Below are 24,853 nucleotides of genomic sequence, written 5' to 3'. Positions count from 1 at the left end.
TATTTCACCATGTACAACTTACCCGAGGACGACGGTTCGAACCTTAACGGGCCTCCCGCGTTACCGCGCTTGAGAGCCGGATTACAGCGATAGAGAAGTCCGACGGCGCCCCGGGGCACCCGGGTGCCCGGACCCGCCGTCGTCACCGACCCGCGCAAGGACACGCCGGAAGGGACTTAAGGCCGTTTCTGGTATCTCATTACTGTGTACAAACTTGCCGGGTAACGATAAATTCGCTGAGTCACTCCCGATCCCGGGCCCAACCCCGTTCAGACAGGACAACAATGACACGCACAAGGTCTCTGGCCTCCGGCCTCCTCACTCTCTCGGCCGCCGCCGCACTTGCGCTCGTTTCGGCTGGTGGGGCCTCGGCCGCGGCGGCCCCGTCCGACGGGAAGGCCACCCCGTCCATCGCCAGCGTCGCAGTGGACGCCAGCGGCGCAGCAGACTATTGGACTCCTGAGCGCATGCAGGCTGCAGTGCCTGGCGACACGCTGGCCGGCAAGGCGCTGGAACGCGGCAACCGCTCAAACCCTCTTCTCGTGGAAAAGGGCAAGGCCACAACCACCAAGGGGACCAAGGGCAAGCCCAGGATCGCACAGAGTGAAAGCCCCGTTTCACACATCGGCAAGGTCTTCTTCACCATGGGTACCACCAACTATGTGTGCTCCGGCAACGCTGTCACCTCGGGTAACCACAGCACCGTAGCCACCGCCGGGCACTGCGTGAATGAGAGCGGCGCGTATGCCACCAATTTCGTCTTCGTGCCGGCGTACGACAACGGCGCGGCGCCGTACGGCAAGTGGACCGCCAAGGCTTTGTATGCCCCCACCGAGTGGGTATCCAACGGCGACATGACCTACGACACCGGCTTCGCCGTGGTCAACCCGGACAGCAAGGGCGAGCTGCTCACTGACGTCGTTGGCGGTTCCGGCACTGCCTTCAACCAAGCCTATGGGCTGACTTACAAGGCCTACGGCTACCCGCAGGCCTCACCGTTCGACGGCACGTCCCTGTGGAGCTGCACCGGCAAAGCCACGAAGGACACCAACAATCCCCAGTTCGGCACGCAGGGCATCCCCTGCGACATGACCGGCGGTTCCTCGGGCGGTCCCTGGTTCATCCAGACGGACTCCACCACCGGCTCCGATGGCCTGCAGAATTCCATCAACAGCTACGGCTACAACGGCTCAGCCGTGATGTACGGCCCGTACTGGGGCGCGACCATCCAGAAGGCCTTCAACCTTGCAGCAGCCTCCTAAACCGCAGCCCGACGAGGGTTCCGTGAGCCACACAGACCTGAACCAGTCCCCCGAAGAAGTCCTCGAGTACTGGACGGAAGAGCGGATGGCGGAAGCCAAGCCCCGGGAAATTCGTCTCCCCCAGCCGGAACCCCCTGAGGACCAGGACTAAGCAAGCACAACGACGACGGCGCCCGTCCCCTGCACAGGGGACGGGCGCCGTCGGCTGTTTGGACTTTCAGTGGAAGAAGTGCCGGGCACCCGTGAAGTACATGGTGATGCCGGCCGCGTTGGCGGCGGCGATGACTTCCTCATCGCGCACGGAGCCGCCGGGCTGGACGACGGCGCGGACGCCGGCGTTGATCAGGATCTGAAGGCCGTCGGCGAACGGGAAGAACGCGTCCGAAGCTGCCACGGCACCGCGGGCACGCTCGGGTGCGCCGCTCGTGTCGGCGTTGGAGGCACCGCCGGCACCTTCGACGTCGGACTCTACCGTCACGCCAAGGGTGTTGGCCCGCTCCACAGCCAGCCGGCAGGAATCCAGGCGGTTGACCTGGCCCATGCCGATACCGACCGCGGCACCGTTCTCTGCAAGGAGGATGGCGTTGGACTTCGCGGCCCGGCACGCGGTCCAGGCGAAGGCGAGGTCCGCGAGGGTCTTCTCATCCGCGGCCTCGCCCGCGGCGAGGGTCCAGTTGGCGGGGTTGTCGCCGTCGGCGTCCACCTTGTCGGTGACCTGGACCAGCATGCCGCCGGAGACCTGGCGGAACTCTGTGGGGTAGCGCCCGTAGCCCTCGGGCAGGGCCAGGAGGCGGATGTTCTTCTTCTTGGAGAGGATTTCCACGGCCTCGGGCTCGAAGCCGGGGGCGATGACAACCTCGGTGAAGATGTCCTTGACGGTGTTGGCCATGCCGGCGGTTACCGTGCGGTTGGCAGCGATGACGCCGCCGAACGCGGAAACGGGATCGCACGCGTGGGCCTTTGCGTGGGCATCAGCGATGGGGTCGGCGGCATCGGCGGAACCCACGGCAACGCCGCAGGGGTTGGCGTGCTTGATGATGGCGACGGCGGGTTCGCTGAAGTCGTAGGCGGCGCGAAGGGCAGCGTCGGCGTCAACGAAGTTGTTGTAGCTCATGGCCTTGCCGTGCAGCTGGTCTGCCTGGGCAATGCCCACCGGCGCAGTCTTGTCCACATACAGCGCAGCCTGCTGGTGCGGGTTCTCGCCGTAGCGCAGGACCTCGGAGCGTTCCAGGGACAGGCCGGCGTAGGCGGGCCAGTCGATGACGCCGTCGCCGTCCTCGTCCAGGAACTGGTTTGCGGTCCAGGTGGCCACGGCGTTGTCGTAGGCAGCGGTGTGCGCGAAGGCCTTGGCGGCGAGGCGGCGCCGGGTCTTCAGGTCGAAGCCGCCTGCTGCGGCAGCCTCCACGACCTGGCCGTAGAAGGACGGGTCCACCACAATGGCGACGGCGGCGTGGTTCTTGGCTGCCGACCGCACCATGGCGGGGCCTCCAATATCGATCTGTTCCACCACATCGTCCTGCGCGGCACCGGACTTGACGGTCTCCACGAACGGGTAGAGATTTACCACCACCAGGTCGAAGGCCTCAATGTCCATGCTGGCCAGGGTCTCCATGTGCGCCGGAACGCGCCGGTCGGCCAGGATGCCTCCGTGGACGCGCGGGTGGAGGGTCTTGACGCGGCCGTCCAGCATCTCGGGCGAACCGGTGACTTCCTCCACCTCCTGCACGGGGATGCCTGCGGCGGCAATCTTCTTGGCAGTGGAACCGGTGGACACGAGCTTCACGCCCGCTGCATGCAGGCCCTTGGCGAGATCCTCCAGGCCGGTCTTGTCGTAAACCGAGATCAGGGCCCGGCGGATGGGTACACGGTCAATGGATACGCGCTCATGCTGCGTGAAGCTCACAAATGTCTCCGTCTTATCTCGCGGACCACGGCCGCGGTTGGTGGGGATACGGCCAGTTTATCGCGAAGGGCGCGGTTGCCCCGTGCGTCCTCCGGAGTGTGAACGCGGCGGGGCCCGGCTAGAGTTTCAACAGGAGGCGGCGATGAACACTTACACCACTGTGCCCAGCGGCGAACAGGTGGTCCAGGAACTTCCCTGGCGATGGAAAGTCCAGGGCAGGATTTTTCTGGTGGGGGGCCTTGGCTTCATGTTCGACGCCTGGGATGTGACACTCAACGGCATCCTGATTCCCCTCCTGTCCAAGCACTGGTCCCTCTCCGCCGGCGAGGCCGCCTGGGTGGGAACATCCAACCTCATCGGCATGGCCCTGGGTGCCTTTATTTGGGGAACCATCGCGGACACAGTGGGTCGCCGGAAGGCCTTCACCGCAACCCTGCTGCTGTTCTCGGTGTTCACCGTGCTGGGCGCGTTCTCCCCTGACTTCATCTGGTTCTGCGTCTTCCGGTTCCTGGCCGGCTTCGGACTGGGCGGCTGCATCCCCGTGGATTACGCACTGGTGGGCGAGTTCACGCCGCGGAAACAGCGCGGCAGGGTGCTGACGGCGATGGATGGCTGGTGGCCGGTGGGCGCCGCCCTCGCCGGGTTCGTCTCGGCCGGACTGGTGGCCCTCTCGGGCGACTGGCGGCTGACCCTGCTGGTGATGGTGCTGCCCGCGCTCCTGGTCTTCTGGGTCCGGCGCAGCGTGCCGGAGTCTCCGCTGTTCCTCATCCGCAAGGGCCGGCGGGAGGAAGCGGCCCGGATCATTGACGGGCTGGCGGAAGCCACAGGGGCGGAGGCACGGGCCTACAGCCTCCCCGACGCCAGGGACGTGCCGCGGCTCTCGGCCGGCAGCGCCTGGACCCAGCTGCGCTCGGTCTGGCAGTTCAACTGGAGAATCACCGCCACGGCCTGGGCCCTCTTCTTCAGCATCCTGTTGGTGTACTACCTGTCCCTGACGTGGATGCCGCGGATCCTGATCGGCGCGGGATTCGCCGAGTACAAAGCCTTCGTCACCACGGCGTCCATGGCCGCCGTCGGATTCCTGGGAGTAGTGGTGGCGGCACTCCTGGTGGAGCGGGTTGGCCGCAAGTGGATCCTGGCAATCACGGGGCCGCTGTCTGCGCTGATCCTGGTGATCGTGGCGTTCGTAGTGGACATCCCCACGGCCGCGGTGTTCTGGCTGCTGGTGTTCGGGTTCGTGGTGCAGGTGGCCATCCCGGTCCTGTACGCCTACGTGTCCGAGCTGTACCCCACGGAATTGCGCGGGACCGGGTTCGGCTGGGCCTCAACGTTCTCCCGCCTGGGCGCAGGCTTTGGGCCGCTGGTCTTCGCTAATTACTTCTGGCCCGAGCTCGGCCTGGCCACTTCATTCACCCTGGCCGGTGCGCTGGTCCTGGCGTCCGTGCTGTGGATGGCGTTCTTCTCCCCCGAGACACGCCGGCGCCGGCTGCAGTAGCCTTCGTCCACTGCGACTCGCTGATCCATTTTGGACGCGCACGTTCCCTTTCGCGCACCTTATTTAGGGCGCGCAAAGTAATACGCCCCCTGGAAGTGAGGATGCGCGTGGCAAAGGGGCGCTAGGCGGCGGAGTACGCGGGGTCTGCGGCCAACGCGGCCAGCGTGGACACCAGGAGCCGTCGCTCCACCACCTTGATGCGTTCGTGCAGGGTTTCCTCGGTGTCGGTGTCCCCGATGGCCACGGCTTCCTGGGCAATGATGGGTCCTGTGTCAACGCCGGCGTCGGCCCAGTGCACGGTGCAGCCGGTGACCTTCACCCCGTACGCCATCGCGTCCCGCACACCGTGGGCTCCGGGGAAGGCCGGGAGCAGGGCGGGGTGGGTGTTGAGGTACTTGCCGTTGAACGCCCCGATGAAGTCCGGGCTGACGATCCGCATGAACCCGGAGGACACCACCACGTCGGGCCGGTAGGCGGCCACGGCCTCGGTGAGCGCGGCGTTCCAGTCGGCGCGGTCCGGATAGGCCCTGAAGTCCACCACAAAGGTGGGGATGCCGGCGGCGGCCGACCGTTCCACGCCGTAGGTTCCCTGGCGGTCGGCGCCCACGGCCGCGATCTCAACATCCAGCTCCCCTGCCTTGACGGCGTCGATGACTGCCTGGAGATTGGACCCGGTTCCGGAAACGAGGACGACGATACGCATTGGTCCAGCTTAGGTGCAGGCTCGCGTACGCTGGAAACCATGAACAGCGAACCGGGCCGGAGCGGGCAGCAGCAGCTGAAGCCCCCGCTCAGCGACGCGGCGAAGGCCTCCCTGGCCAAGACCCACGCACTGTTCCGGACGTTCGTGGTCTCGGTCCTTGGTTCGTTCTTCGTGTACCAGCTGGACGTCGGTTATCTGTGGCTGACAGCGCTGCTTACCGCAGCGAGCCTGGTCCTGGGAGCGGTCCTCCTGGTGCGGGCCACCCGGTTGAAGGAATCCAAGCTGATTCTCGTGGGCACCATTTCCGGCCTGGTGGTGGCCGCGGTCATGGTGCTGCTGATCGTCACCACAATGGTCCTGTTCGACCAGGTGCGCGACTACCAGGCCTGCCTGGGACGGGCGCTGACGGACCGGGCCTCCCATGCCTGCATGGTGCAGTTCCAGAACGTCCTGCCCACGAAGGTCCGCTAGCCGCGGAGTGGTCCCTAATGGACCAGTTCCCCGTGCCGTTCCGAGCCTGCTGTTTTCTCCCGTTCCAGCCATGGTCCCGCTGCGTAACCGATCATGACGCCGACACCCACCTCTGCGGCCACCCAGAGTCCAGTCCACAGGGGGTCGGGGCCGATGTCGGTCAGGCGCCCGAGGCCGGCTGATCCCCTGGCGATCCATGCCAGGCAGGCCGTCAGCAGGCCCGCCGCCACCCCCACGAGCGCAGCGAGCACCAGGGTGGAGAGGGTTGCCGTGAACCAACGGGCATGCACCTTGATGGCGAGCCACTCGTCGAAGTGGTTCTCACCCTCCCGGAGGAACCACCAGCCTGCCATGACCCCTGCAAGCACCGGAACGATCAGGGCGACGAACGCGTAGCCCAGGGGTCCCGAGGGGATGGCCGCCAGGACAGGAATGGACGGGAGCGGCCCGACGGCGGTGGCCAGCGGACCGACCTGGGAACCGGCCCCCATCGCAAAACCAGCCCCGGACGTCCACGCCAGGGCAAAGACCACCAGGTTGGGCAGGAAGCCCAGCTGCGCGATGGTGAGGGCGGCGCCTCCCACGGGTCCGGCTCCGAGCGCCTCGTAGACGGAGACCACGAGGTTCCAGTGGATGAACAGGTCCACGGCCAGCAAAGCTGCGGCGAGGGTCAGCGCCGAAACCGCCGCCACGAATCCTGCTTTCACGGCCGATGCCAAATACGAGCCGGCCCAGCGCGAATGCTGGCTGGTGCGGGAGATCCAGTCCACGGCGTCGACGCCGATGAGCCGGCTCCAGGAGCCTGCTTCCCGCCGGGCGCCAACCACCATGCCCAGCCCGTATGGAATCAGGGGAACCAGCATGGCGTACCAGAGATTGATGGCGACGTCGGCAGTGCGGCAAACGAAGCCGGTAGCGACGCCGAAGGCCGCGTAAACCGCCCACGAACCGAGCAACGCCTGCCATAACTGGTCCGTGTAGGAGGCACGGGCGAGCCGGCGGCCGGCACGCCATGCGAGAAGGAACGGGATCAGGGTGAGGCCCAGGGGAATCAGGCTCAGGACGCCCGAGCCGCCATGGCTCGCAGTGGCGGGCCCTGCCCCCGAAAGCCCAAGCGGCACGCCATGGACCAGGAGCCAGGACTGGCCGGCCAGCCGGGCGAGCACCTCGAACTGCCCGTTCTGGAAACCGGCGGTGGCCCACACGGCAACGATGGGCGCCACCACCACCAGCGCGGAGATGACGGCCGCCTGCGCCGTTTCAAGGGCCCCCTGCAGCCACAAGGGCATGGGAAGGCCACGGTCTCCGGTCTGATCAGCGCGCAGTTTCATCGTGTTCCATGGTGTCACGGAGGGTGCGCCGCGCCCGCGAACGACAGGCTCCGCGGCCGTACTGATCGCAATCGAACGCCCGGCCCGTCGGCGCTTTTTCCTGGGGCCGGCCGTAAAATTGGTAGAAGCCAACACCCGCCGCCCCGCCGAGGGGGTACCGCGATTTCTGCTGGCCGCCGGCCGCCCGGCGCCAGCGAAGGCCCGGATTGCCGTAAGCCGGGAAAACAGGAGCCGCGAATGAGAGATGAACCGTAAGTTCTGAAGATATTCGTCCTACTGGCTGGTGCAGCCGCCGCTTCCAGCGCGGCTGCACCAGCGTCTTTAAACGCGACGGCGCCGGGAGCCTCCAAGTAGGCTCCCGGCGCCGTTCACCGTGTCGGGGGTGCTGATCCAGTCAGCCTGCCCGCCGGCGGGGGTGAATCCCTGCCGGATCAGCGGCGGGTGTCGCCGTCCGTTTCGATGTTTTCCTTGCGGACGTCCTCGTTGACCGTGACGTCGTCCCTGACAACGTTCTTGTCCAGGCGGACCCGCTCCACCGGAACGGCCTCCTTCTCCACCACGGGGCGCTCCTCGTGCAGGACCACCTCATGCTCTTCCTCGCTGATGGCGGGCCCGTCGAGGGCCGAGCCGCGGTTGGCGTCCGTGATCGGTTCGCGCTCGATCCGGACTTCTTCACGTTCCACGGGAATGGTCTTGGTGACATTCTCCGTGGTGACATACTTCCGCAGGCGCGCCCGGCCGGTGGCTTCGCGCTCCTTGCCAACGTGCAGCTGCTCCTCGGAGCGCGTCATGGCATCGTCCGTCGTGGGGCCGGACGTATCGTGCCCCACTGCCCCGCGGGCCTCGGTGTCGCGGTCGTAGGTATCGCGTCCTGCACCAATACCGGCAGTAGGCGTCCCCGCGTTCAGGTCGGCGTCGCCCTGAAGGTCCACGTCGCCGGCAGTGCCGGACTGGGCTTCACTGTAGGTGCGTGCGCCACGGTCGTAGTACGTGTACAGCCGGTCCTCTTCCTCAGGGCTGAGGTGGCCGTCCGCATCCACGCGGGGGGCGTCCTTGACATGTTCCTTGGAGAACGGAACCACCAGGTCCTCGCCCTGGTTGTGGGCGCCCTCGACGGGGACGAAGGATTCAGAGGTGCCGAAAAGGCCCGTCTTGACGGTGACCCATGTGGGCTCACCCGTGTCATCGTCTGCGTACAGCTGTCCAATCGAACCGATCTTGGTGCCGTCGGAACCGACAACGTTGCCGCCCTTGGTGAGCAGGTTTTCAAGGTTTTCCCTGTTAAGCATGACGTCTCCTTGGATTGTCTTTGCACTGGGGGCCAGCAGTGGATATTCCGGACCGGGGCAATCTCCCGACATCCGGCCTCCGCCCCGGCTGCTTGAGGCTCTGCGCTGACTGCCCCACTACCGTAAGCATGCTTAGCATCAAATGCCAAGCCTACTTAGTAATTTTCTTTGGGGAGAGTGAGCAGTTGTTCATCCGGCCTTTTCCTCCGGGTAACGCTTCCTCCCCCGCCATTTCAGGGAAAGCGCCCACGGTTGAGGGGTGAGGATCGCAATCGTTGCAGAATCTTTTTTGCCGTTGATGAACGGCGTCACCCATTCCATCCTGCGGGTCCTGGACCACCTTCAGGAGCGCGGCGACGAGGTGCTTGTCATCGCCCCTTCGGCCCATGACGGCGAGGCGGCCGCCCAGGTGAAGGGAGCGGAGGTTCACAGGCTTCCGGCCGTTCCGCTGGCCGGCTACACGAACGTGCGGGTGGCACTGGGAGGTGTGTACCGGGTCAAGCGAATCCTTGCCGAGTACGCACCTGACGTGGTGCATCTTGCCTCGCCGTTCGTCCTGGGCTGGCGGGCCGCCCAGGCTGCGGACCAGCTGGGCATTCCCACAGTAGCGGTCTACCAAACCGAGGTTCCCAGCTACGCTGCACGGTACGGGGTCCCCTTCCTGGAAAACTGGGCGTGGACGCGGGTGGAGAACATCCATCTGCTGGCCACGCGCACGCTGGTGCCCTCAACGTTCGCGCTGAACCAGTTGCGCGGCAGGGGCATACCCAGGGTGCGGATGTGGCGCCGGGGCGTGGACACGGCGCGGTTCTCGCCGGAAAAGCGCGACGCCGGCTGGCGGGCCACGGTGGCCCCCAATGGTGAACGGATCATCGGCTACGTGGGCAGGCTCGCCGTAGAAAAGCAGGTGGAGGACCTTGCCGCCCTCACCGGCATCCCCAACACAAAGCTGGTGGTTGTCGGCGATGGGCCCCAGCACGCGATCCTCAGGGACGCACTCCCGGGCGCCCTGTTCACCGGGTTCCTCGGCGGCGACGACCTGGCCCGGGCCATGGCGTCCTTCGATTTGTTCGTCCATCCCGGCGAGTTCGAAACCTTCTGCCAGACCATCCAGGAGGCCATGGCATCAGGGGTGCCGGTGGTGGCCACGGGGCGCGGCGGCCCCCTCGACCTGGTGGAAAATTCGCGGACCGGATGGCTCTACGAGCCCGGGGACTTGTCCGCGATGCGTTCCCGCGTCCAGGACCTGGTGGGTGACGACGCCAAGCGCCGGGCATTCGCGGCGGCAGCGCACGCCTCAGTGCAGGGCAGGACATGGCCGGCGCTCTGCGCTGACCTGGTCCAGCACTACCAGGACGCCGTCGCGGCCGTTCCCGCGGTGGCCTGCCCAACCAGCCGCAAGGGGGCACAGCTGTGAAAATTTCCGTGATCGGCTGCGGCTACCTGGGCGCTGTCCACGCTGCAACGCTGGCCTCCATGGGCCACACAGTGGTTGGAGTCGACGTGGACCCGGGCAAGGTGCAGCACCTGGCAGGGGGCGTAGCGCCCTTCCACGAGCCCGGCCTTGACGAACTCCTCCGGGACGGCAGGGCCAGCGGCAGGCTGCGGTTCTCCACCAACCCTGCGGACGCCAGGGACGCGCAGGTACATTTCCTGTGCGTGGGGACCCCGCAGGGAAAGACTTCCGACGCCGCAGACCTCACCTACCTGGTCTCCGCCACCCAAGCGCTGCTTCCGCACCTGGCCGCGGGCGCCGTCGTCGTCGGTAAATCAACGGTGCCAGTAGGCACCGTGGAAATGCTCCGCGGCGAACTGGCCACCCGGCCGGACGTGCTGCTCGGCTGGAACCCTGAATTCCTGCGGCAGGGCACCGCGGTGAAGGACTCGCTGGTGCCGGACCGGCTGGTGTATGGCGTGGAAGGCGGCCGGCCCGCAGCCTTCCACCCGGCCACCGGCGCAGCGCTGGGGGTGACGGCTGCGCTGGATGCGGTTTATGGACCGCTGCTCGCCGCCGGCATCCCGCGGCTGGTGTGCAGCTTCGCCACGGCAGAGCTCATCAAGTCCGCCGCCAACGCGTACCTCGCCACCAAGGTCAGCTTCATCAATGCAGTCGCCGGCCTGTGCGACGCGGCCGGCGCCGACGTCACAGAACTCAGTGAGGCCATGGGGCTGGACCCAAGGATCGGCAGCCGCTACCTCCACGCAGGGCTTGGTTTCGGCGGCGGCTGCCTGCCCAAAGACATCCGCAGCTTCCGGGCGCAGGCTGCCACGCTGGGCATATCCGCCGTGGAGGACTGGATGGGCCTGGTGGATGCGGTGAACGTTGGCCAGCGCATGCGCACGGTCGGCCTGGCTGCGCAACTGTGCGGCGGGTCCGTGGCCGGGCGTGCGGTCACCGTCCTGGGCGCGGCCTTCAAACCCGACACCGACGACATCCGGGACTCCCCTGCCCTGGATGTCGCGGACCGGCTGGCCGCCGCCGGGGCCCATGTCACCGTCACCGACCCCAAGGCCGTGAACAATGCGTGGCTGCGCCATCCCGGCCTCCGCTTCGAGTCTTCCACGCAGAAGGCGCTCCAGGACGCTGAGTTGGTGCTGCTGTTAACCGAATGGGACGAGTACCGCCACCTGTGCCCGGCCACGGCAGGGCAGCTGGTGCGGCGGCGGGTGGTCCTGGACGCGAGGAATGTGCTGGATGCCGCTGCCTGGCAGGAAGAGGGCTGGGTGGTGCGCGGCCTGGGAACCGCGGCCACTTCGGGCGGCCTGACGGCAGCGGCGGCCCGCTGACGCCCGGCCCCGTGCAGCGGGGACGGGTTCCGGACCTACCCCAGGAGTCCCAGTTCGGCGAAGGCCGCCGCAACGCCGTTGCCGGCTGGCGGGGCGGTGACCCGGTCCGCCACGGCAAGCACAGCGGGATGGCCGCCTTCCACCGCGATGCCGACGCCAGCGTACTCAAGCATTTCGATGTCGTTGGCGCTGTCACCGATGGCCACGATGTCCGCGCGGTCCAGGCCCAGGCGTTCTTCCACCACTCGGATGCCCACCGCCTTGTGGATGCCCGCCATGAAAATCTCCCCCGCGCGCTCGCCCAGGGCGGACAGTGAACTGGGGATCAGTCCAACTTCCGGGCCAAAGTCGTCCATCACCCGGCCCAGCGGCACAGGAGAATCGAAGCAGGAGATCTTTGCGTACGAGGTTGACCGCAGGTCGTCGCTGTACCGCATCGGTCCCAGGATGTCCTCGAGCGGATCCACGTCCGTGCTGAGAATCCCGTCATGCTGCGGGCGCCCGGCGAAGATGGGACCAAGCACTTCCCTGAGCCGCCGGTCCACCCCGGTGCGTCCGTACAGGGCCTCCGGGGCTTCCAGGATGTAGGCGGCGTTGTGGGCATCCAGGGCCGCCACAATGCGCGCTGCCAGTTCCGGCTCGAAACGTGCATCTTTGAGGATCTCGCCGTGGACCTCCACCCGGGCGCCGGCGCCCGTGACAGTGCCGTCAAAGCCGGCCTCCAGGATGTGGCCGGGAACCATGGCCAGCGGCCGGCCCGTGCAGACAAAGACGAGGTGGCCAAGCCGCCGGGCGGTACGCACGGCATCCACGTGGGCTTCGGGGGCGAGTCCGTGGTCGGCGTAGGTCCCGTCAATGTCAAGGAAGATGGCACGGGACCTGGCGGTGCGGCTGGGCATTCCTGTGCTCCTTGGGTTTGCTGCAGAGGTTGCCATCATACGGGCGAAGTGCATATTGGTGACGGAAAGTGACAGCCATCCTGTGATATTCAAAGTCTTGCAGAATAGTAAGCCTGCTGATTGAATGATGGAACCGGAAATGGGGACCCGGCACAACTGACTGACAAGGAGTGGCAACATGGGCATTATCGGATTTCTCATTTTGGGCCTGATTGCTGGAGCCATTGCAAAGGCCATCCTGCCGGGGCGCCAAGGCGGCGGCTGGGTAGTGACCATGGTCCTGGGCGTTGTCGGGGCCATCCTGGGCGGCTGGATCGGATCGCTGATCTTCGGCGGCGGCCTGGCAGAGTTCTTCGACCTCAGGACCTGGCTGTTGGCAATCCTTGGCTCCATCATCGTCCTGCTGATCTACGGCGCCGTCACGAACCGCAGCGGCCGCAGGGTATAGCCGCTCCACGAATAAAATCATCAGTAAGAAGCGCCGGGCTCCAGATGGGAGGACGGCGCTTTTTACGTTAAGCATCCACAAGGCCTGTTTGCCGTTCCGCATTCATGCCCAATTGATGCCATCGCCGTTTATGATGGCGAAGGGGTGGTGCAATGACCGGTTTTCTGGAGCATGGCAACAATGTGGCATTACAGAGTTTTGGGGTGGTCCTGGACGCCAGCCCGGACGCGCTGCTCGCGTTGACCGCTGACGGCACCGTCCTGGCAGCGAACGCTGCAGCAGCCAGGCTCTTCGGTTTGCAGCGGGATGCCTTTACCGGCCTGGACCACCGGCTCCTGATCGCCGAGGGATTCCGCGAAGAGGTGGGCCAACTGCTGCAGGAGGTCCTCAGGCAGCCGGAAGCTTCTCCGCCACCGCGTGAGGTTCAGGGGCTGCGGAGGGACGGAACCGAGTTCCCGCTGGAAGTGGCCGCCGCCCTCCTCCCCCGGACAGGCGTGGCCTGGGCGCCGGATTCCCATACGGCCCAAGCGGACCCGCCCGGTGCCCGCTTGGTGCTGTCTGCCCGCGGAACAGCCCACCGCAAGGCCGCCGACGCCAACCTCCGTGAGGCCATGTCACTGCTGACGGCCACCCTGGAATCAACTGCGGACGGCATCCTGGTGATAGGCACCGACGGCCGCGTGGCCGGCTTCAATGAACAATTCCTCTCCATGTGGCGGCTTCCACCTGACGTCATGGAGGCGGACAGTGAGGAGCCTGCGCTGCGGCTGGTCATGGAGCAGGTGGCCGACCCTGAATCCTTCACGGCCCGGCTGGGCGAAGTCCAGGGTGATCCAGCAGCCGAAAGCCACGACGTGGTGGAGCTCAACGACGGCCGTACCTTCGAGCGTTACTCCCGGCCTCAGCGGGTGGGCACCAGGATCGTTGGCAGGGTGTGGAGCTTCCGCGATGTCACGCCCAGGAGGAGAGCGCAGGAACAGGCGCACCGGGCCATGATGGACCTTGCGGTGCAGGCTGAAAAACTGCGCGCCATGGCCTTCCAGGACCCCCTGACCGGACTCGCCAACAGGGCTGTCTTCAATGACGCCCTGTCGGAGGCTCTGCAGGAACCGCGGCTGAAGACGGTGGATGTCCTGCTCCTGGACCTGGATGACTTCAAGGAAGTCAATGACATCCTGGGCCACCAGGCCGGCGATGACATGCTGATTGAAGTGGCACGCCGGCTCCGCGGCTGCGTCCCCACTGCAGACGTGGTGGCACGGCTGGGCGGCGACGAGTTCGTGGTGCTGCTGACCGCCTGCCCGGACGCCGACGCGATCGCGGCCTGTATTGTCCGCTGCCTGCATGTGCCCGTGACCATCAACGGCACGGTCCAGCGTCCCAGCCTGAGCCTTGGCGTGGCCTCGCTCGGCCAGGACAGCATGGGCCCCTCCGAACTGCTGCGGCACGCGGACATCGCGATGTACGCCGCCAAAGCTGCCGGCAAGAACCGCTTCCTGCGGTTCCATCCGGACATGATGCAGGCGCTGGTGCAGCGTACGCACATGGAAAGCGGGCTGCAGCTCGCCGTCTCCCGCAACGAAATTGCCGTCGACTTCCAGCCGATCGTTTCGCACCGCATGGGGCAGGTGGTCCAGTTTGAAGCGCTGGCCAGGTGGGACCGCGGTGGCGAACGGGTGCCGCCGTCGATCTTCATCCCCCTTGCCGAACGCACCGGGCTGATCGGCGAGATCGGCACCGAAGTGATGGCCGTCGGGATGGTGCAGCTGGCGGGGTGGCTCAACGAGGATCCCTCACGGTCCCTGGCAGTGAACGTCTCCGGCGTCCAGCTCCAGGAACCGGAATTCGCCGGTACCGTCCTGCGGCTGGCCGAAGCCAGCGGCGTGGCGCCCTACCAGCTGGTCCTTGAGGTGACCGAGAGCGTGTTCTTCGACGACGACTGCAGCCTGATCCAGCAGCTGAGCACCTTGCGGGACGCGGGGGCCCGGGTAGCGCTGGACGATTTCGGCACCGGCTACTCCTCGCTGGGCCGGCTGCAGGACCTCCCGGTGGACACGGTCAAAATCGACAGGACATTCGTGTCGATGGTCCGGACCGGCAACGAGCGCCTGCCCATCCTCAGCTCCATGATCAACATGGCCCACAGCCTGGGCCTCACCGTCACGGCCGAGGGAATCGAGACGGCGGCACAGGCGGACTATCTCGCGGCCCTGGAGTGCGACTCCCTGCAGGGCTACCTGTTTTCTCTGCCGGAGCCTGGCGAACGGCTTGGCCACGCCCTCCACCACGCCGAAGAGGCGCTCAACGCCTTGAAGGGGCGGTAGCAGGAAGACCGGGAGAGGGGTCCGGTACTAGGCTGCCTTGCGGCCAGGCCGCGGCGTCTTTGCAGGCGCGGACGATGGGGATGCGGGCTGGGAAGCACCCGCAGAAGGTCCGCCCTGCCCAGATGTGTGAGGGACGGAATCCGACGGCGCCGCATCACGCGGCGGCGTGGCAGCAGGTTCGGCACTGGTGCCCTGGACAGTGCTGGCTTCCTGGACAGTGACGCTTTCCTGGATGGGGGCGGCTGCCTCGACGGCGGAGCTTGCGGGGCTGTGTGCGGCAGCACGGTTGCGGCGCCAGCGGCGCAGCAGGTCCGCGGCGGCCAGCAACCCGGCGATGGGGGTCAGCACGGCGGCGGCGTAGACGAACAGCAGCCAGGTGAGGGTGGTCAGCGGCGGCTGGTTGTTGTTGAGCAGGGACAGTCCGCCCAGCATGCCTACCGCCCAGAACAGCAGCACGCCAGTCAGTACGGCGCCGGCAGGGAAATACTGGTTGGTCACGACTTTTTTCAGGGTTTCCATGCACTTCCTCCTGCCTGGCCGGGGGACGGCAATAAAGCCGTTCAAAGACCAGTATGGGGCCCTGCCGGGACGAAACCGGGCAAGGCAACACGGCGAGTGATGAAGCTAACGCGACCACCCGCCGTCGTACGCCTTACTGGCCGGAAAGGAAACCCAAAAGCCTTCCCGGATGGCACCGGGCCCAATACCGTAAGGCCTGTCCGCTCAAACTTTTGGAGGCTCCATGCGCAACGTCACTGCCGGCCTGTTCCACTCCGTGGACGGAGTGGTGTCCGAACCGTTCAAGTTCCAGTTCGACAGCTTCGACGACGAACTCGGCGCGGGGCTTGCGCGGATGATGAACACGGTGGACACCGTGGTGCTGGGCCGTGTCAGCTATCAGGAATGGGCAAGCTACTGGCCGAACGCCTCCGCAGACCAGGACTTTGCAGCCTTCATCAACCCGGTGGAAAAGTTCGTCGCCTCGCGCACCCTGAGCGGGCCGCTGGAGTGGCGGAATTCACAGTTGATGGATGCGCCGTTGGAGGAGTTCGTAGGGCGCCTGAAGGAGCGCGAGGGTGGGGAAATTGCGGTGTGTGGAAGCATCTCGGTGGTGCGGCAGCTGCTGTTCGCCGGCCTGCTGGACTCGCTGCAGCTGATGACCCATCCGGTCATCGCGGGGACCGGCCGCCGCTTGTTTGAAGACGGCGACCCATTGACCCGTCTGGTGCTGCAGGACCAGAAGACCACCAGCAAGGGCAACGTCCTGAGCACTTACGGGGTACGGGCGTAGGCTCAGGCAGCCAGCTGTGCGCCGAACAGTTCGCCGGCAAGCGTGGCCAGGTGGTCGGGGATGTCCGCCTCCGCACCGTGTTCGCCGCGGCCCAGGAACACCGCGGTGCCACGGATCCCGTCAAGGTCCAGGCCGCATTCATGCATCATCTGCCCGGCGCGGAAGTTTACCGGGAGGAGCATCGTGACGCTTTCCGCGTTCAGGTAGACATGCCAGTCGCCGCGGATCACCGACTCCAGAGGGCCGCCCACGAGAGCTTCCAGAGCGTGGGGATCCGGGTCCACCTGCCCAATGCGGATGGGCTCCGAATTGGCGGCCGGTACTACAAGTGCTGTGTAAGTTCTGCTGTCCATCGTTCTCTTCTCCATAGCTTTTAACACCTATGGAGAGCCCGGTGTTCCCGGCTGCTATGCATGTGCGGCCAAGTGCGCGATGTCCCGCGGCGTGGTCCGGCAGCAGCCGCCCACGATGCGGGCACCCAGTGCCAGCCATTCCCCGGCACTGCCGGCAAGGCTTGAAGGGGCTGCGGTCCGGACCTCGTTCCACGTCTTGGTGGTTGGGTCGTAGCTCTCCCCCGAATTGGGATACGCCACCAGCGGTTTGTCCGTGTGCCTGCGCAGGACAGCGAGCGCCGGTCCCACCAGATTAAGCGGCACGCAGTTCACCCCCACCGCCGCGACGTGGGCCTGTCCGTCCACCAGCTGCGCCACGTTGGCCAGCGGTGTCCCGTCGCTGATGTGGCCGCCGTCGCGCAGTGAAAAGGAGAACCAGGTGTCGACGCCGGATGCCCGGCCGAGCTCCATCAGCGCCTTCGCTTCGGCGAAGGAAGGCAGCGTCTCGAAGGCGAGGAAGTCCGCCCCGGCATCAACCAGCGCTGCTATGCGGGGGGCATGGAAGTCCTCGAACTCCCCCGGGGTGAGGGCGTAGTCCCCCCTGTACTCGGAACCGTCTGCGAGATAGGCGCCATACGGGCCAACGGAGCCGCCAACCAGCAGGGGCCCGGCGTCCGGATGGTCCGCCAGGTACTCCTGCCTTGCCTCATCCGCCAGCCTGGCGGACAGCGCGACCAGCCCCAGGGCTTCCTCCCGGCCCAAACCCCGCGCGGCGAAACCCTGGGGCGTGGCCTGGTAGCTGGCCGTGGTGGCGATGTCCGCGCCGGCAGCAAAGTAATCCCGGTGTACCTGCCGGATCAGTGCGGGTTTTTCGAGGAGGACCTTGGCGGACCACAGGGAGTCGTTCAGGTCGCAGCCGCGGGCTTCCAGCTCCGTGGCAAGGGCCCCGTCGGAGACCAGCGCCGCCCGGCGAGCGATGAGACCGGACAGGGATTCACGGTGGGTCATGGTGGCTCCCGGGGATCGACAGTAAGTTCTTGATGTTCATTATATGCAATTTTGCATGCTTGTAATGAATATCACTGTATGCCACTATGACAGTCAACTACCCGTCACCATAGGAGGACCGCACGTGAGTGTGCAGCTGAATACCGTCCGCAAACTTCGCGTGCACTGGCCCATCAGCGCGGAAACTTTCACCCGCATCGCCACCGGGGAAGCCTCGGCGCTGCAACTGGATCCGGGCGTCGCCGAACTGCTGAACACCGTTGAGCAGTTCCAGGACCTTGGCGACTTTGGGAACTATAAACACGTCTTCGAGTCGGGGCTCGGGCTGGAAGGGTTTACCTGCGGCGACGGCGCCGCACCAACTCTCGGCAGGGTTGGGGAAAAGACCGTTTCACCCACCTTTGTCTTCACCACCTACTTCGACGCAGCCACGGAGAACGCCGTGGTGGAACAATTCCTGCAGGAGTTGGTGGACATCCACCCATGGGAACTGCCCGTCATCGAAGTCACGGGGCCACTGACCGTTACCGGTGGCCTGAACAGCAAGGCGCACTCCGGGGCGGCGGCATCATGATCGACACCGCCACAGGCCTTTGGCCCATGCTGAAGTCCGCCCTGAGTGGGAAGACCTTCATCGACCTCACCCATGCCTTCCATCCCGGCCAGCCGCATTTTCCTGCCTTTCCGGATGAACAGCGGGAGACCCTTTTCGACCTGGAAAAAGGTGACGGCTTCACTGCCCACCGGTATTCCATCGTCGGCCAATGGGGAACCCACGTGGATCCCCCGTCCCACTTCATCCGCGGCGGCCGCACCCTGGATCAAATCCCGGTGCAGGACATGATCCTGCCCCTGGCGGTCCTCGACATTACCCACCGCGTTGACACCGACCCGGACTCCACCCCGGCCTTGGCGGATATCCGGGCATGGGAGGACCGTAACGGGAGAATTCCGGAGGGCTCCTTCGTGGCGCTGAGGACAGGGTGGAGCCGGCGCTGGCCGGACAGTGCCGCCATGGCCAACCGGGATGGGGACGGAGTCAGCCATACTCCCGGCTGGTCCCGGGAAGTGCTCTCCTTCCTTATCGAGGAGCGGGCAATTTCAGCCATCGGCCACGAGCAAACGGACACGGACCCGGGTGCAGCTACGTCCAAGGGAGACTTCGGCCTTGAGACCTACATCCTTGCGCAGGACCGCTGGCAGATTGAACTTCTGGCCGACCTCACCGGCGTTCCGGAAGCAGGCGCGGTAATCGTTGCAAGCTGGGCCAAACCACGTGAAGGAAGCGGGTTTCCCGCACGCGCGTTTGCCATCTGCTGACCGAAGGGACAGTCATCTAGACTCGGACCATGTCGAGGACTTCAAGCATGGGACGGGGACTTTCAGCAGTCCTGGCTGCCGGGGAGCGCCATGCACGGGGCCTCCCCGGCGGCACTGTGGCAGAGATCGCCACCGACCTTGGAAGGGACCGCAGCCAGGTTTCCCGCAGCCTGCGGACAGCAGAGCAGGAAGGGTTCCTGCGGCGCACCCCGCAGCGGACGTTCGCCCTTGACTGGAGCCTCCTGACCGACGCGCACCTGCTGACGCGGCGCCGCCTGCACACCGACGGAATGCTGGCCCTGGAGCAGCTCTCGGACGAAACAGACGAAGGATGCTTCCTTGGCATCCTCAGTGGGGACAGCACGGTGACGGTGGGCGAAAGCATCCCGGCAAGCAGCAAAATGGTGGGTTCCTGGCTCGGTCGGCCCTACCCCGCGTACTGCAGCGACGCCGGGCAGGCCCTGTTCTGGGAGGCGTCGGACATGGAGATACGCAAAGTATTCGCCAAAGTCCCTTTTCAGCGGCACGGCCCGAACACGCCCACCGACGTAGAGGATTTCCTGTCGCGGCTGGACGCCGCCCGGACGCGCGGCTACTCAATCGTCGACGAGGAAGCGGAACCGGGCCTCTATTCGCTGGCTGTTCCCGTCCGGGACTTCAGAGGCGAAGTAGTGGCTGCGCTGCAGGTTGTCGGCCTGAAGAGCCGGCTTGAACCGCTGACTGATCACCATGCCCGCGCCTTGGTGGCGCGCGGGAAGTGGCTTGAAGCCATGCTGGGCTGCCCCGCCGCGAACAACTAGCAGAAGGCGCCGCCTTTCAGCACGTCATGCTCCCCCGCCGGCACGCGCAGAGCCCAGCCTGGTGGCAGCCTGATGAAGAGCGTCTGCGAGTTCGCCGGCACGGGAAGCCACCTCCGCGCTGCTGCCCAGGACGCTGAGCGAAGCCAGGATGCCGTCCTGCGCCTCACGGATGGGCACCGCCACTTCGACGATGCTGTGTTCGAACTCCTCCACGGCAGCAACGAAACCCTGCTTTTTGTCCCGGACCATCAACTCCCATACGTCCTGGGTGGAATGGGCAGCCCGGGGCCCGCCCACCCCGACGAAATTCACGTCGGAAAGCAGCACCTCGACGGCGTGCTGCTTATGGTCCCACAGCAGGGCCCGCCCGGCTCCCGTGCACCAGACAGGCGTCACCATGCCTGGCTGCACAAAGCTGCCGGCCCGGGAATCGTTGCTGGATGCCAGCAGGAGAATTACCCGGAATCCATCCCGGACCGAGACCCGGGCCCGCAGCCCCGTGGCAGCCACCAGCGCCTCCAATTCCGCTCCGGCGTCGCGCAGCCACCCGGTATTCAGCGTTGCCGCAAGAGCGAAGAAGCCGCTTCCCACCCGGAACGGGCCACGTTCCCGGCGCTCCAGGAGGCGCAGGTCGCAAAGCTCCTGCGTCAGGCGCGATACCCGGCTTTGATCCATGTCCAACTCGGCGGCCAGCTGGGAGACGCCCAGGAGCTGCTTGCCGGCCTTTTCCCGGTCAACCACCACGCGCACAATCCGCAGTCCCTGCGCCAGCGACGACGCCTCAGGGGAGGTATCCACCCTTGATGCTCCTTCCGACCGGCAACCAGCCTATCTTCACACGGACAACTCTCCGGGCAAGCAGGGACAACCCGGTCGATACACGGCTGTGGCCCGGCGCCGGCGGCCCCGCCGCCTGCACCAGGCCACAGATGTGCGTGTGGTTCTACGCTGCCGGCACGTGAGTGCGCGCCCTGCGTCCATACCTGAAGTGGAAGTAGACGTAGCAGGCTGCAACGAAGGGAATCCCGAAGTAGAGGGCCGCTACCTGGGTGGGGTCAAGTGCGATGCCCACAAGGGAGACCAGGCAAAGCGTAAAGGCCAGGATGGGCACCAGGGGGAAGAACGGGGCGCGGTAGGAAAGCCCGGCCACGTCCCCTCCATTCCTGACGAATGACCGCCGGTGGAAGAAATGCGAGGCGGCAATGGACATCCATACCCCCACGACGGCGAAGCCCGCCACCGATACCAGGGCGAGGTACACCGTCTCCGGAGCGACCACGCTGCTGATGAGTGAGGCCAGCCCTCCAAGCATGCTTACCGAGAGGGCGATCATGGGGATACCCCGCCGTGTCAGCTTCTTCAGGGCCTGGGGCGCATGGCCTTCATCGGCGAGTGAGTAGAGCATTCTGGCGCACGAGAACAATCCGCTGTTGCCGGCCGAAAGCAGCGCCGTGATGATGACGAAGTTCATGATGTCAGCGGCGAAAGGAAGACCGGTGGCCGTAAAGACCGTCACGAACGGGCTCTCGTCGAGTCCCACCTCCTGATAGGGGATGGTCGCGGCAATAACGGCAATGGCACCGACAAAGAACACGAGAAGGCGGATGACGGTGCTCCGCATTGCCTTGGGGATGCTGGTGGCGGGATCTTTGGTCTCCCCTGCAGCCACACCGATGAGTTCGGAGCCGGAAAAGGCGTAGAAGACAGCGAGCGCCGTCACCAGAACGCCGGTGAATCCGTTCGGAAACAGTCCGCCGTCCGTGTTGAAGTTTTCAAAGAGGAACGGGTGGTTGCCGGTTTCACTCAGCGGGTGGAAGCCCAGGAGGGCTGCACCGCCCAGGACGATGAGCGCGATGATGGCACCGACCTTGACGATGGCAAACCAGAACTCCGACTCGCCAAAGAACCTGGATGACACCGCGTTCAGGCCGAACAGCGTGGCCGCGAATACGAGGCACCAGACCCAGACGTCCACCCCGGGGAACCAGCGCTGCATGAGCAGGCCAGAGGCAGTGAATTCCGAGCCGATGGCAACCGCCCAGCACAACCAGTACAGCCACGCGGTGGTAAAACCCGTGGCTGGGCCGATGGAACGGGCGGCGTAGATGTGGAACGCACCCGACACTGGATAAGCAATGGCCAGCTCCCCCAGGCAGGCCATCACCAGGTAGACCACAAAGGCGCCCACCAGGTAGGCGATGACTGCCCCAAGGGGGCCGGCCTGGGAGATGGTGTAGCCGGAGCTGAGGAACAGGCCTGAACCGATCACGCCGCCCATGGCGATCATGACGAGGTGCCGCGGCCCCATGGAGCGGCGAAGCCCTGATTCCGCCGAAAGGGATGCACCCCTCTCTGGCCTGAGCGGGACGGGGGTAGAAGTTTCCAAGAGATGCCTCCAGTGGGGGGATGGTCGGAAGGACGGCCGCAGTTCGGCTGCCGTGTCCAGGAAGAGCTAGAGCGCGTCGACAGTGACGAAAGTAACACAAACGCCGCTTTTTAGTCATCAAAATCATACGAGGATGCCAATGTTGCACGTTTACTACGGTTACCTCTTATGTCGATGTGCCGGTGGAATGGTCGTTTCGCCTGCCGGGCAGTGCGTTTGGACATGGGGTCACGGACAGCCGGCGGGGCCACGATTGGAGCATCCCATCACCAAAACGAAGGAACACCATGACCACTTACGACATTGCGCTGATCGGTTTCGGTGGCGTCAACAGGACACTCGCCGAACTGATCGCAACCAGGGGCGGCGAACTCCGCCGTGATCTTGGCTTCGGTCTCCGGGTTGTTGCCATCACGGACCTTCGGCTTGGTTCACTGGTGCGCGGCGAAGGCATCGACCTCGAAAAGGCCCTGCGGCTCGTGCCGGGTGCGGCGACGTTCCGGGACCACGGGGGTTCCGCAGAGGCGGACAACGAACGCATCATCCGGACGTGCCCGGCGGACATCATCTGCGAGGCGACGTTCACCAACCCCACAGACGGCGAACCGGCAGCCTCACATGTCCGCTGGGCCCTTGACTCAGGCAAGAGCGTTTGCACGACCAACAAGGGTCCCGTTGCGCTGCACGGCGCAGAACTCAAGGCCATGGCCCGGCAGAACGGACTGCATTTCGAATTCGAAGGTGCCGTGATGAGCGGGACCCCAGTCCTCCGCTTCGCAAAGCGGCTGTTTCCAGGCCTTTCCCTGCACGGGTTTGAAGGCATCCTCAACGGCACCAGCAACTACGTTCTGGGCAGGATGGAAGACGGCCTCAGCTTCGACGAAGCGGTCCGGGAAGCCCAGCAACGGGGTTACGCCGAGGCGGATCCCACTGCCGACATCGATGGCTACGACGTCCAGCTCAAAGTCCTGATCCTGGCAAATGAACTGCTGGGCGCGAACTTGACGCTTGCGGACGTGAAGCGTGAAGGCATTTCAGCGCTGACCCCCGGCGACCTCAGGCAGGCAGGGAGCGAAGGCCGGCGGTGGAAGCTGGTCGGCTCCGCCCGGCGGAATCCGGACGGCACGGTAACTGCGCAAGTCGCCCCGGCCGCGCTGCCCCTGGACCACGGGCTGGCGGGGGTTTCCGGGGCCAACAACGCGGTGTCATTCAGTACCGATCTCCTTGGGGCGGTAACGGTTGCCGGCCCCGGGGCAGGGCGGATGGAGACGGCATATGCCCTGCTGTCGGACATTATTGCCATGCACGAGGCACGGAGCCGGGAGACGGCCAATGCGTGAATCGACTCTGCTACCCCTTGACCAGGTACTGCCCGCCTTCCGCGAGGTGCTGAGTCCCTACGATGGCCGGGTGGTTGGCGCGGTTCCCCTGTCATCGCCCGGGGCGGTGGACCGGATCGTGGCCAGGGCCCGGTCCGGAGCGGCGCAGGCGCGGGCCCTCTCGCGGCATGCCAGGGGAAAAGTCCTCGATGACGCCGCCGCGATGATCGACGGGCAGCGCGAGGACTTTGCGAAGACCATTACGGCGGAAAGCGGGAAAACCATCCGGCAGGCGCGCAAAGAAGTCCTTCGGGCGGTGAACACGTTGAGGTTGTCCGGGGCCGAGGCACGGAGGAACGCCGGCGAGACAATCCCGTTTGACTCCTATCAGGGCTCTGAAGACCGCACCGGCTGGTTCACGCGCGAACCCTTGGGGATAATCGCGGCCATTACGCCGTACAACGATCCCCTGAACCTTGTGGCCCACAAGGTGGGCCCCGCCATCGCCGGAGGAAACGCTGTCATCCTCAAGCCATCGGCGCTGACACCGTTGTCCGCGCAGATGCTGGCAGACGTCCTCGCCAAGGCCGGCCTGCCCGGCGGAGTCCTTACGGTGGTCCATGGGGACAGGGAGGTTGCGGAGGCGATCGTCAGGAACCCCGCGATCCGCATGGTGTCCTTCACGGGCGGGTTCTCCACGGGCGAAGCCATCGCCCGGACGGCCGGGCTCAAGAAGCTTTCCATGGATCTTGGCGGCAATGCGCCGGTCATCGTCATGGATGACGCGGACCTCGGTGCCGCCGTTGAGGCGTGCGTCTCCGGAGCGTTTTGGGCCGCCGGCCAGAACTGCGTTGGAGTGCAGCGCATCCTCGTGGCCGACTCCGTCTATGGCGAGTTCCGCCGTCGTTTCCTGCGGGAGACGGCACAGTTGCGGGCCGGCGACCCTGCTGGGGAAACCACCGACGTCGGTCCCATGATCACTGCGGGCGCCGTGGACCACCTCGCAGCCAAAATCGATGCGGCCGTTGCTTCCGGGGCGGAGGTCATCGCCGGCAACATCCGGGAAGACAACGTGCTTCACCCCACGGTCCTGGAAAACGTGCCCGAGGGCAGCAGCCTGTGGACGGAGGAAGTGTTCGGGCCGGTGGTAATGCTCCAGCCGTTCGCAACCTTCGACGAGGCTGTGGCATTGGCGAACGCCGTCGACTTCAGCCTGCACGCCGGAATCTTCACCAGTTCCATTAATACGGCGCTGAAGGCGGCCGGCAGCATCGACGCCGGCGGGATCATGATCAACGATTCCTCGGATTACCGGTTTGACGGAATGCCGTTTGGCGGATCCAAATACGGCAGCATGGGCCGCGAAGGAGTCAGGTTCGCCTACGAGGAGATGACCCAGCCCAAAGTTGTCTGCATCAAACACCAGGAGGGAAGGGGCCAGCCTCTTTCCCCCTGATCCCCAGCGACCGGGAGGATGCGGAGCGT

At 65.7% G+C, this 24,853-nt stretch carries 24 protein-coding genes; 14 read left to right on the top strand and 10 right to left on the bottom strand.

What is annotated here, in order from left to right:
- Positions 1-284 precede the first annotated feature (284 nt).
- Together J2X98_RS09895 and J2X98_RS09890 are read left to right on the top strand one after the other, a co-directional pair.
- Positions 285-1,262 (top strand): trypsin-like serine peptidase, encoded by a 978-nt coding sequence (locus J2X98_RS09895; RefSeq protein ID WP_307307305.1) that lies wholly within the window; start codon positions 285-287, stop codon positions 1,260-1,262.
- Positions 1,263-1,284: 22 nt separating this feature from the next.
- Positions 1,285-1,413 (top strand): hypothetical protein, encoded by a 129-nt coding sequence (locus tag J2X98_RS09890; RefSeq protein ID WP_307307301.1) that lies wholly within the window; start codon positions 1,285-1,287, stop codon positions 1,411-1,413.
- 66 nt (positions 1,414-1,479) lie between these two features.
- Here J2X98_RS09890 and purH read toward each other — a convergent pair whose 3' ends face one another.
- Positions 1,480-3,165, bottom strand: coding sequence for a bifunctional phosphoribosylaminoimidazolecarboxamide formyltransferase/IMP cyclohydrolase (purH, locus tag J2X98_RS09885; protein ID WP_307307298.1), 1,686 nt, complete (start codon positions 3,163-3,165; stop codon positions 1,480-1,482).
- Positions 3,166-3,307: 142 nt separating this feature from the next.
- On the opposite strand from purH, the gene J2X98_RS09880 reads away from it, so the two are divergent.
- On the top strand, positions 3,308-4,660 hold the full coding sequence (locus tag J2X98_RS09880; protein WP_307307294.1) for an MFS transporter: 1,353 nt from the start codon (positions 3,308-3,310) through the stop codon (positions 4,658-4,660).
- Between the two features lie 121 nt (positions 4,661-4,781).
- Here J2X98_RS09880 and purN read toward each other — a convergent pair whose 3' ends face one another.
- Positions 4,782-5,363, bottom strand: coding sequence for a phosphoribosylglycinamide formyltransferase (gene purN, locus J2X98_RS09875; protein WP_307307290.1), 582 nt, complete (start codon positions 5,361-5,363; stop codon positions 4,782-4,784).
- A gap of 39 nt (positions 5,364-5,402) precedes the next feature.
- Between purN and J2X98_RS09870 the strand changes: the two genes are divergently transcribed.
- Positions 5,403-5,834, top strand: a complete 432-nt coding sequence (locus tag J2X98_RS09870) for a hypothetical protein (RefSeq protein WP_141940514.1) — start codon at positions 5,403-5,405, stop codon at positions 5,832-5,834.
- Between the two features lie 14 nt (positions 5,835-5,848).
- Here J2X98_RS09870 and J2X98_RS09865 read toward each other — a convergent pair whose 3' ends face one another.
- Positions 5,849-7,165, bottom strand: a complete 1,317-nt coding sequence (locus tag J2X98_RS09865; RefSeq protein ID WP_307307287.1) for a cell division protein PerM — start codon at positions 7,163-7,165, stop codon at positions 5,849-5,851.
- Positions 7,166-7,596: 431 nt separating this feature from the next.
- Positions 7,597-8,454 carry a DUF2382 domain-containing protein gene (locus J2X98_RS09860; RefSeq protein ID WP_141940512.1) on the bottom strand — a complete coding sequence of 286 codons (858 nt, stop codon included), beginning with the start codon at positions 8,452-8,454 and terminating at the stop codon, positions 7,597-7,599.
- Positions 8,455-8,713: 259 nt separating this feature from the next.
- Here J2X98_RS09860 and J2X98_RS09855 point away from each other — a divergent pair, with 259 nt between their 5' ends.
- The gene (locus J2X98_RS09855) at positions 8,714-9,871 is read left to right on the top strand and encodes a glycosyltransferase family 4 protein (protein ID WP_307307282.1); all 1,158 of its coding nucleotides are present in this window, start codon (positions 8,714-8,716) and stop codon (positions 9,869-9,871) included.
- A complete protein-coding gene (locus J2X98_RS09850; protein ID WP_307307279.1) occupies positions 9,868-11,241 on the top strand; it encodes a UDP-glucose dehydrogenase family protein in 1,374 nt (457 codons plus the stop codon). Before J2X98_RS09855 ends, J2X98_RS09850 begins: the two co-directional genes overlap by 4 nt.
- Before the next feature lie 35 nt (positions 11,242-11,276).
- On the opposite strand, the gene J2X98_RS09845 is transcribed toward J2X98_RS09850, so the two are convergent.
- Positions 11,277-12,140, bottom strand: a complete 864-nt coding sequence (locus J2X98_RS09845) for an HAD hydrolase family protein (protein WP_307307276.1) — start codon at positions 12,138-12,140, stop codon at positions 11,277-11,279.
- Positions 12,141-12,318: 178 nt separating this feature from the next.
- Here J2X98_RS09845 and J2X98_RS09840 point away from each other — a divergent pair, with 178 nt between their 5' ends.
- Together J2X98_RS09840 and J2X98_RS09835 are read left to right on the top strand one after the other, a co-directional pair.
- Positions 12,319-12,588, top strand: coding sequence for a GlsB/YeaQ/YmgE family stress response membrane protein (locus J2X98_RS09840; RefSeq protein ID WP_141161250.1), 270 nt, complete (start codon positions 12,319-12,321; stop codon positions 12,586-12,588).
- 152 nt (positions 12,589-12,740) lie between these two features.
- A complete protein-coding gene (locus tag J2X98_RS09835) occupies positions 12,741-14,912 on the top strand; it encodes a putative bifunctional diguanylate cyclase/phosphodiesterase (RefSeq protein ID WP_307307270.1) in 2,172 nt (723 codons plus the stop codon).
- Between the two features lie 27 nt (positions 14,913-14,939).
- Here the strand turns inward: J2X98_RS09835 and J2X98_RS09830 are convergent, their stop codons facing one another.
- Entirely contained in the window at positions 14,940-15,431 is a 492-nt protein-coding gene (locus J2X98_RS09830; protein ID WP_307307267.1) for a hypothetical protein, read from the bottom strand.
- A gap of 223 nt (positions 15,432-15,654) precedes the next feature.
- On the opposite strand from J2X98_RS09830, the gene J2X98_RS09825 reads away from it, so the two are divergent.
- Positions 15,655-16,203: a dihydrofolate reductase family protein gene (locus J2X98_RS09825; RefSeq protein WP_307307265.1), complete on the top strand. Its 549-nt coding sequence runs from the start codon at positions 15,655-15,657 to the stop codon at positions 16,201-16,203.
- A 2-nt stretch (positions 16,204-16,205) separates the two neighbouring features.
- On the opposite strand, the gene J2X98_RS09820 is transcribed toward J2X98_RS09825, so the two are convergent.
- Positions 16,206-16,556 (bottom strand): DUF3846 domain-containing protein, encoded by a 351-nt coding sequence (locus J2X98_RS09820; RefSeq protein WP_307307262.1) that lies wholly within the window; start codon positions 16,554-16,556, stop codon positions 16,206-16,208.
- A 54-nt stretch (positions 16,557-16,610) separates the two neighbouring features.
- Complete coding sequence (mmuM, locus tag J2X98_RS09815) at positions 16,611-17,543, bottom strand: homocysteine S-methyltransferase (RefSeq protein WP_307307259.1); 933 nt, start codon at positions 17,541-17,543, stop codon at positions 16,611-16,613.
- A 124-nt stretch (positions 17,544-17,667) separates the two neighbouring features.
- Between mmuM and J2X98_RS09810 the strand changes: the two genes are divergently transcribed.
- The 3 genes from J2X98_RS09810 to J2X98_RS09800 are packed head-to-tail and all read left to right on the top strand — an operon-like array spanning position 17,668 to position 19,663.
- Positions 17,668-18,117, top strand: coding sequence for a hypothetical protein (locus tag J2X98_RS09810; RefSeq protein ID WP_307307257.1), 450 nt, complete (start codon positions 17,668-17,670; stop codon positions 18,115-18,117).
- Positions 18,114-18,863 carry a cyclase family protein gene (locus J2X98_RS09805; protein ID WP_307307254.1) on the top strand — a complete coding sequence of 250 codons (750 nt, stop codon included), beginning with the start codon at positions 18,114-18,116 and terminating at the stop codon, positions 18,861-18,863. Before J2X98_RS09810 ends, J2X98_RS09805 begins: the two co-directional genes overlap by 4 nt.
- A gap of 29 nt (positions 18,864-18,892) precedes the next feature.
- Positions 18,893-19,663: an IclR family transcriptional regulator gene (locus tag J2X98_RS09800; RefSeq protein WP_307307250.1), complete on the top strand. Its 771-nt coding sequence runs from the start codon at positions 18,893-18,895 to the stop codon at positions 19,661-19,663.
- A gap of 24 nt (positions 19,664-19,687) precedes the next feature.
- Here J2X98_RS09800 and J2X98_RS09795 read toward each other — a convergent pair whose 3' ends face one another.
- The gene (locus J2X98_RS09795; protein WP_307307247.1) at positions 19,688-20,461 is read right to left on the bottom strand and encodes an IclR family transcriptional regulator; all 774 of its coding nucleotides are present in this window, start codon (positions 20,459-20,461) and stop codon (positions 19,688-19,690) included.
- Positions 20,462-20,606: 145 nt separating this feature from the next.
- Positions 20,607-22,049, bottom strand: a complete 1,443-nt coding sequence (locus J2X98_RS09790; protein WP_307307244.1) for an amino acid permease — start codon at positions 22,047-22,049, stop codon at positions 20,607-20,609.
- A gap of 287 nt (positions 22,050-22,336) precedes the next feature.
- Here J2X98_RS09790 and J2X98_RS09785 point away from each other — a divergent pair, with 287 nt between their 5' ends.
- Together J2X98_RS09785 and J2X98_RS09780 are read left to right on the top strand one after the other, a co-directional pair.
- Complete coding sequence (locus J2X98_RS09785) at positions 22,337-23,389, top strand: homoserine dehydrogenase (protein ID WP_307307242.1); 1,053 nt, start codon at positions 22,337-22,339, stop codon at positions 23,387-23,389.
- Entirely contained in the window at positions 23,382-24,824 is a 1,443-nt protein-coding gene (locus J2X98_RS09780) for an aldehyde dehydrogenase family protein (protein WP_307307240.1), read from the top strand. Before J2X98_RS09785 ends, J2X98_RS09780 begins: the two co-directional genes overlap by 8 nt.
- Positions 24,825-24,853: the final 29 nt, after the last annotated feature.

The organism is Pseudarthrobacter enclensis (assembly GCF_030811655.1).
Lineage (GTDB): Bacteria > Actinomycetota > Actinomycetes > Actinomycetales > Micrococcaceae > Arthrobacter > Arthrobacter enclensis_A.
This window is presented reverse-complemented; position numbering and strand designations above follow the sequence as displayed.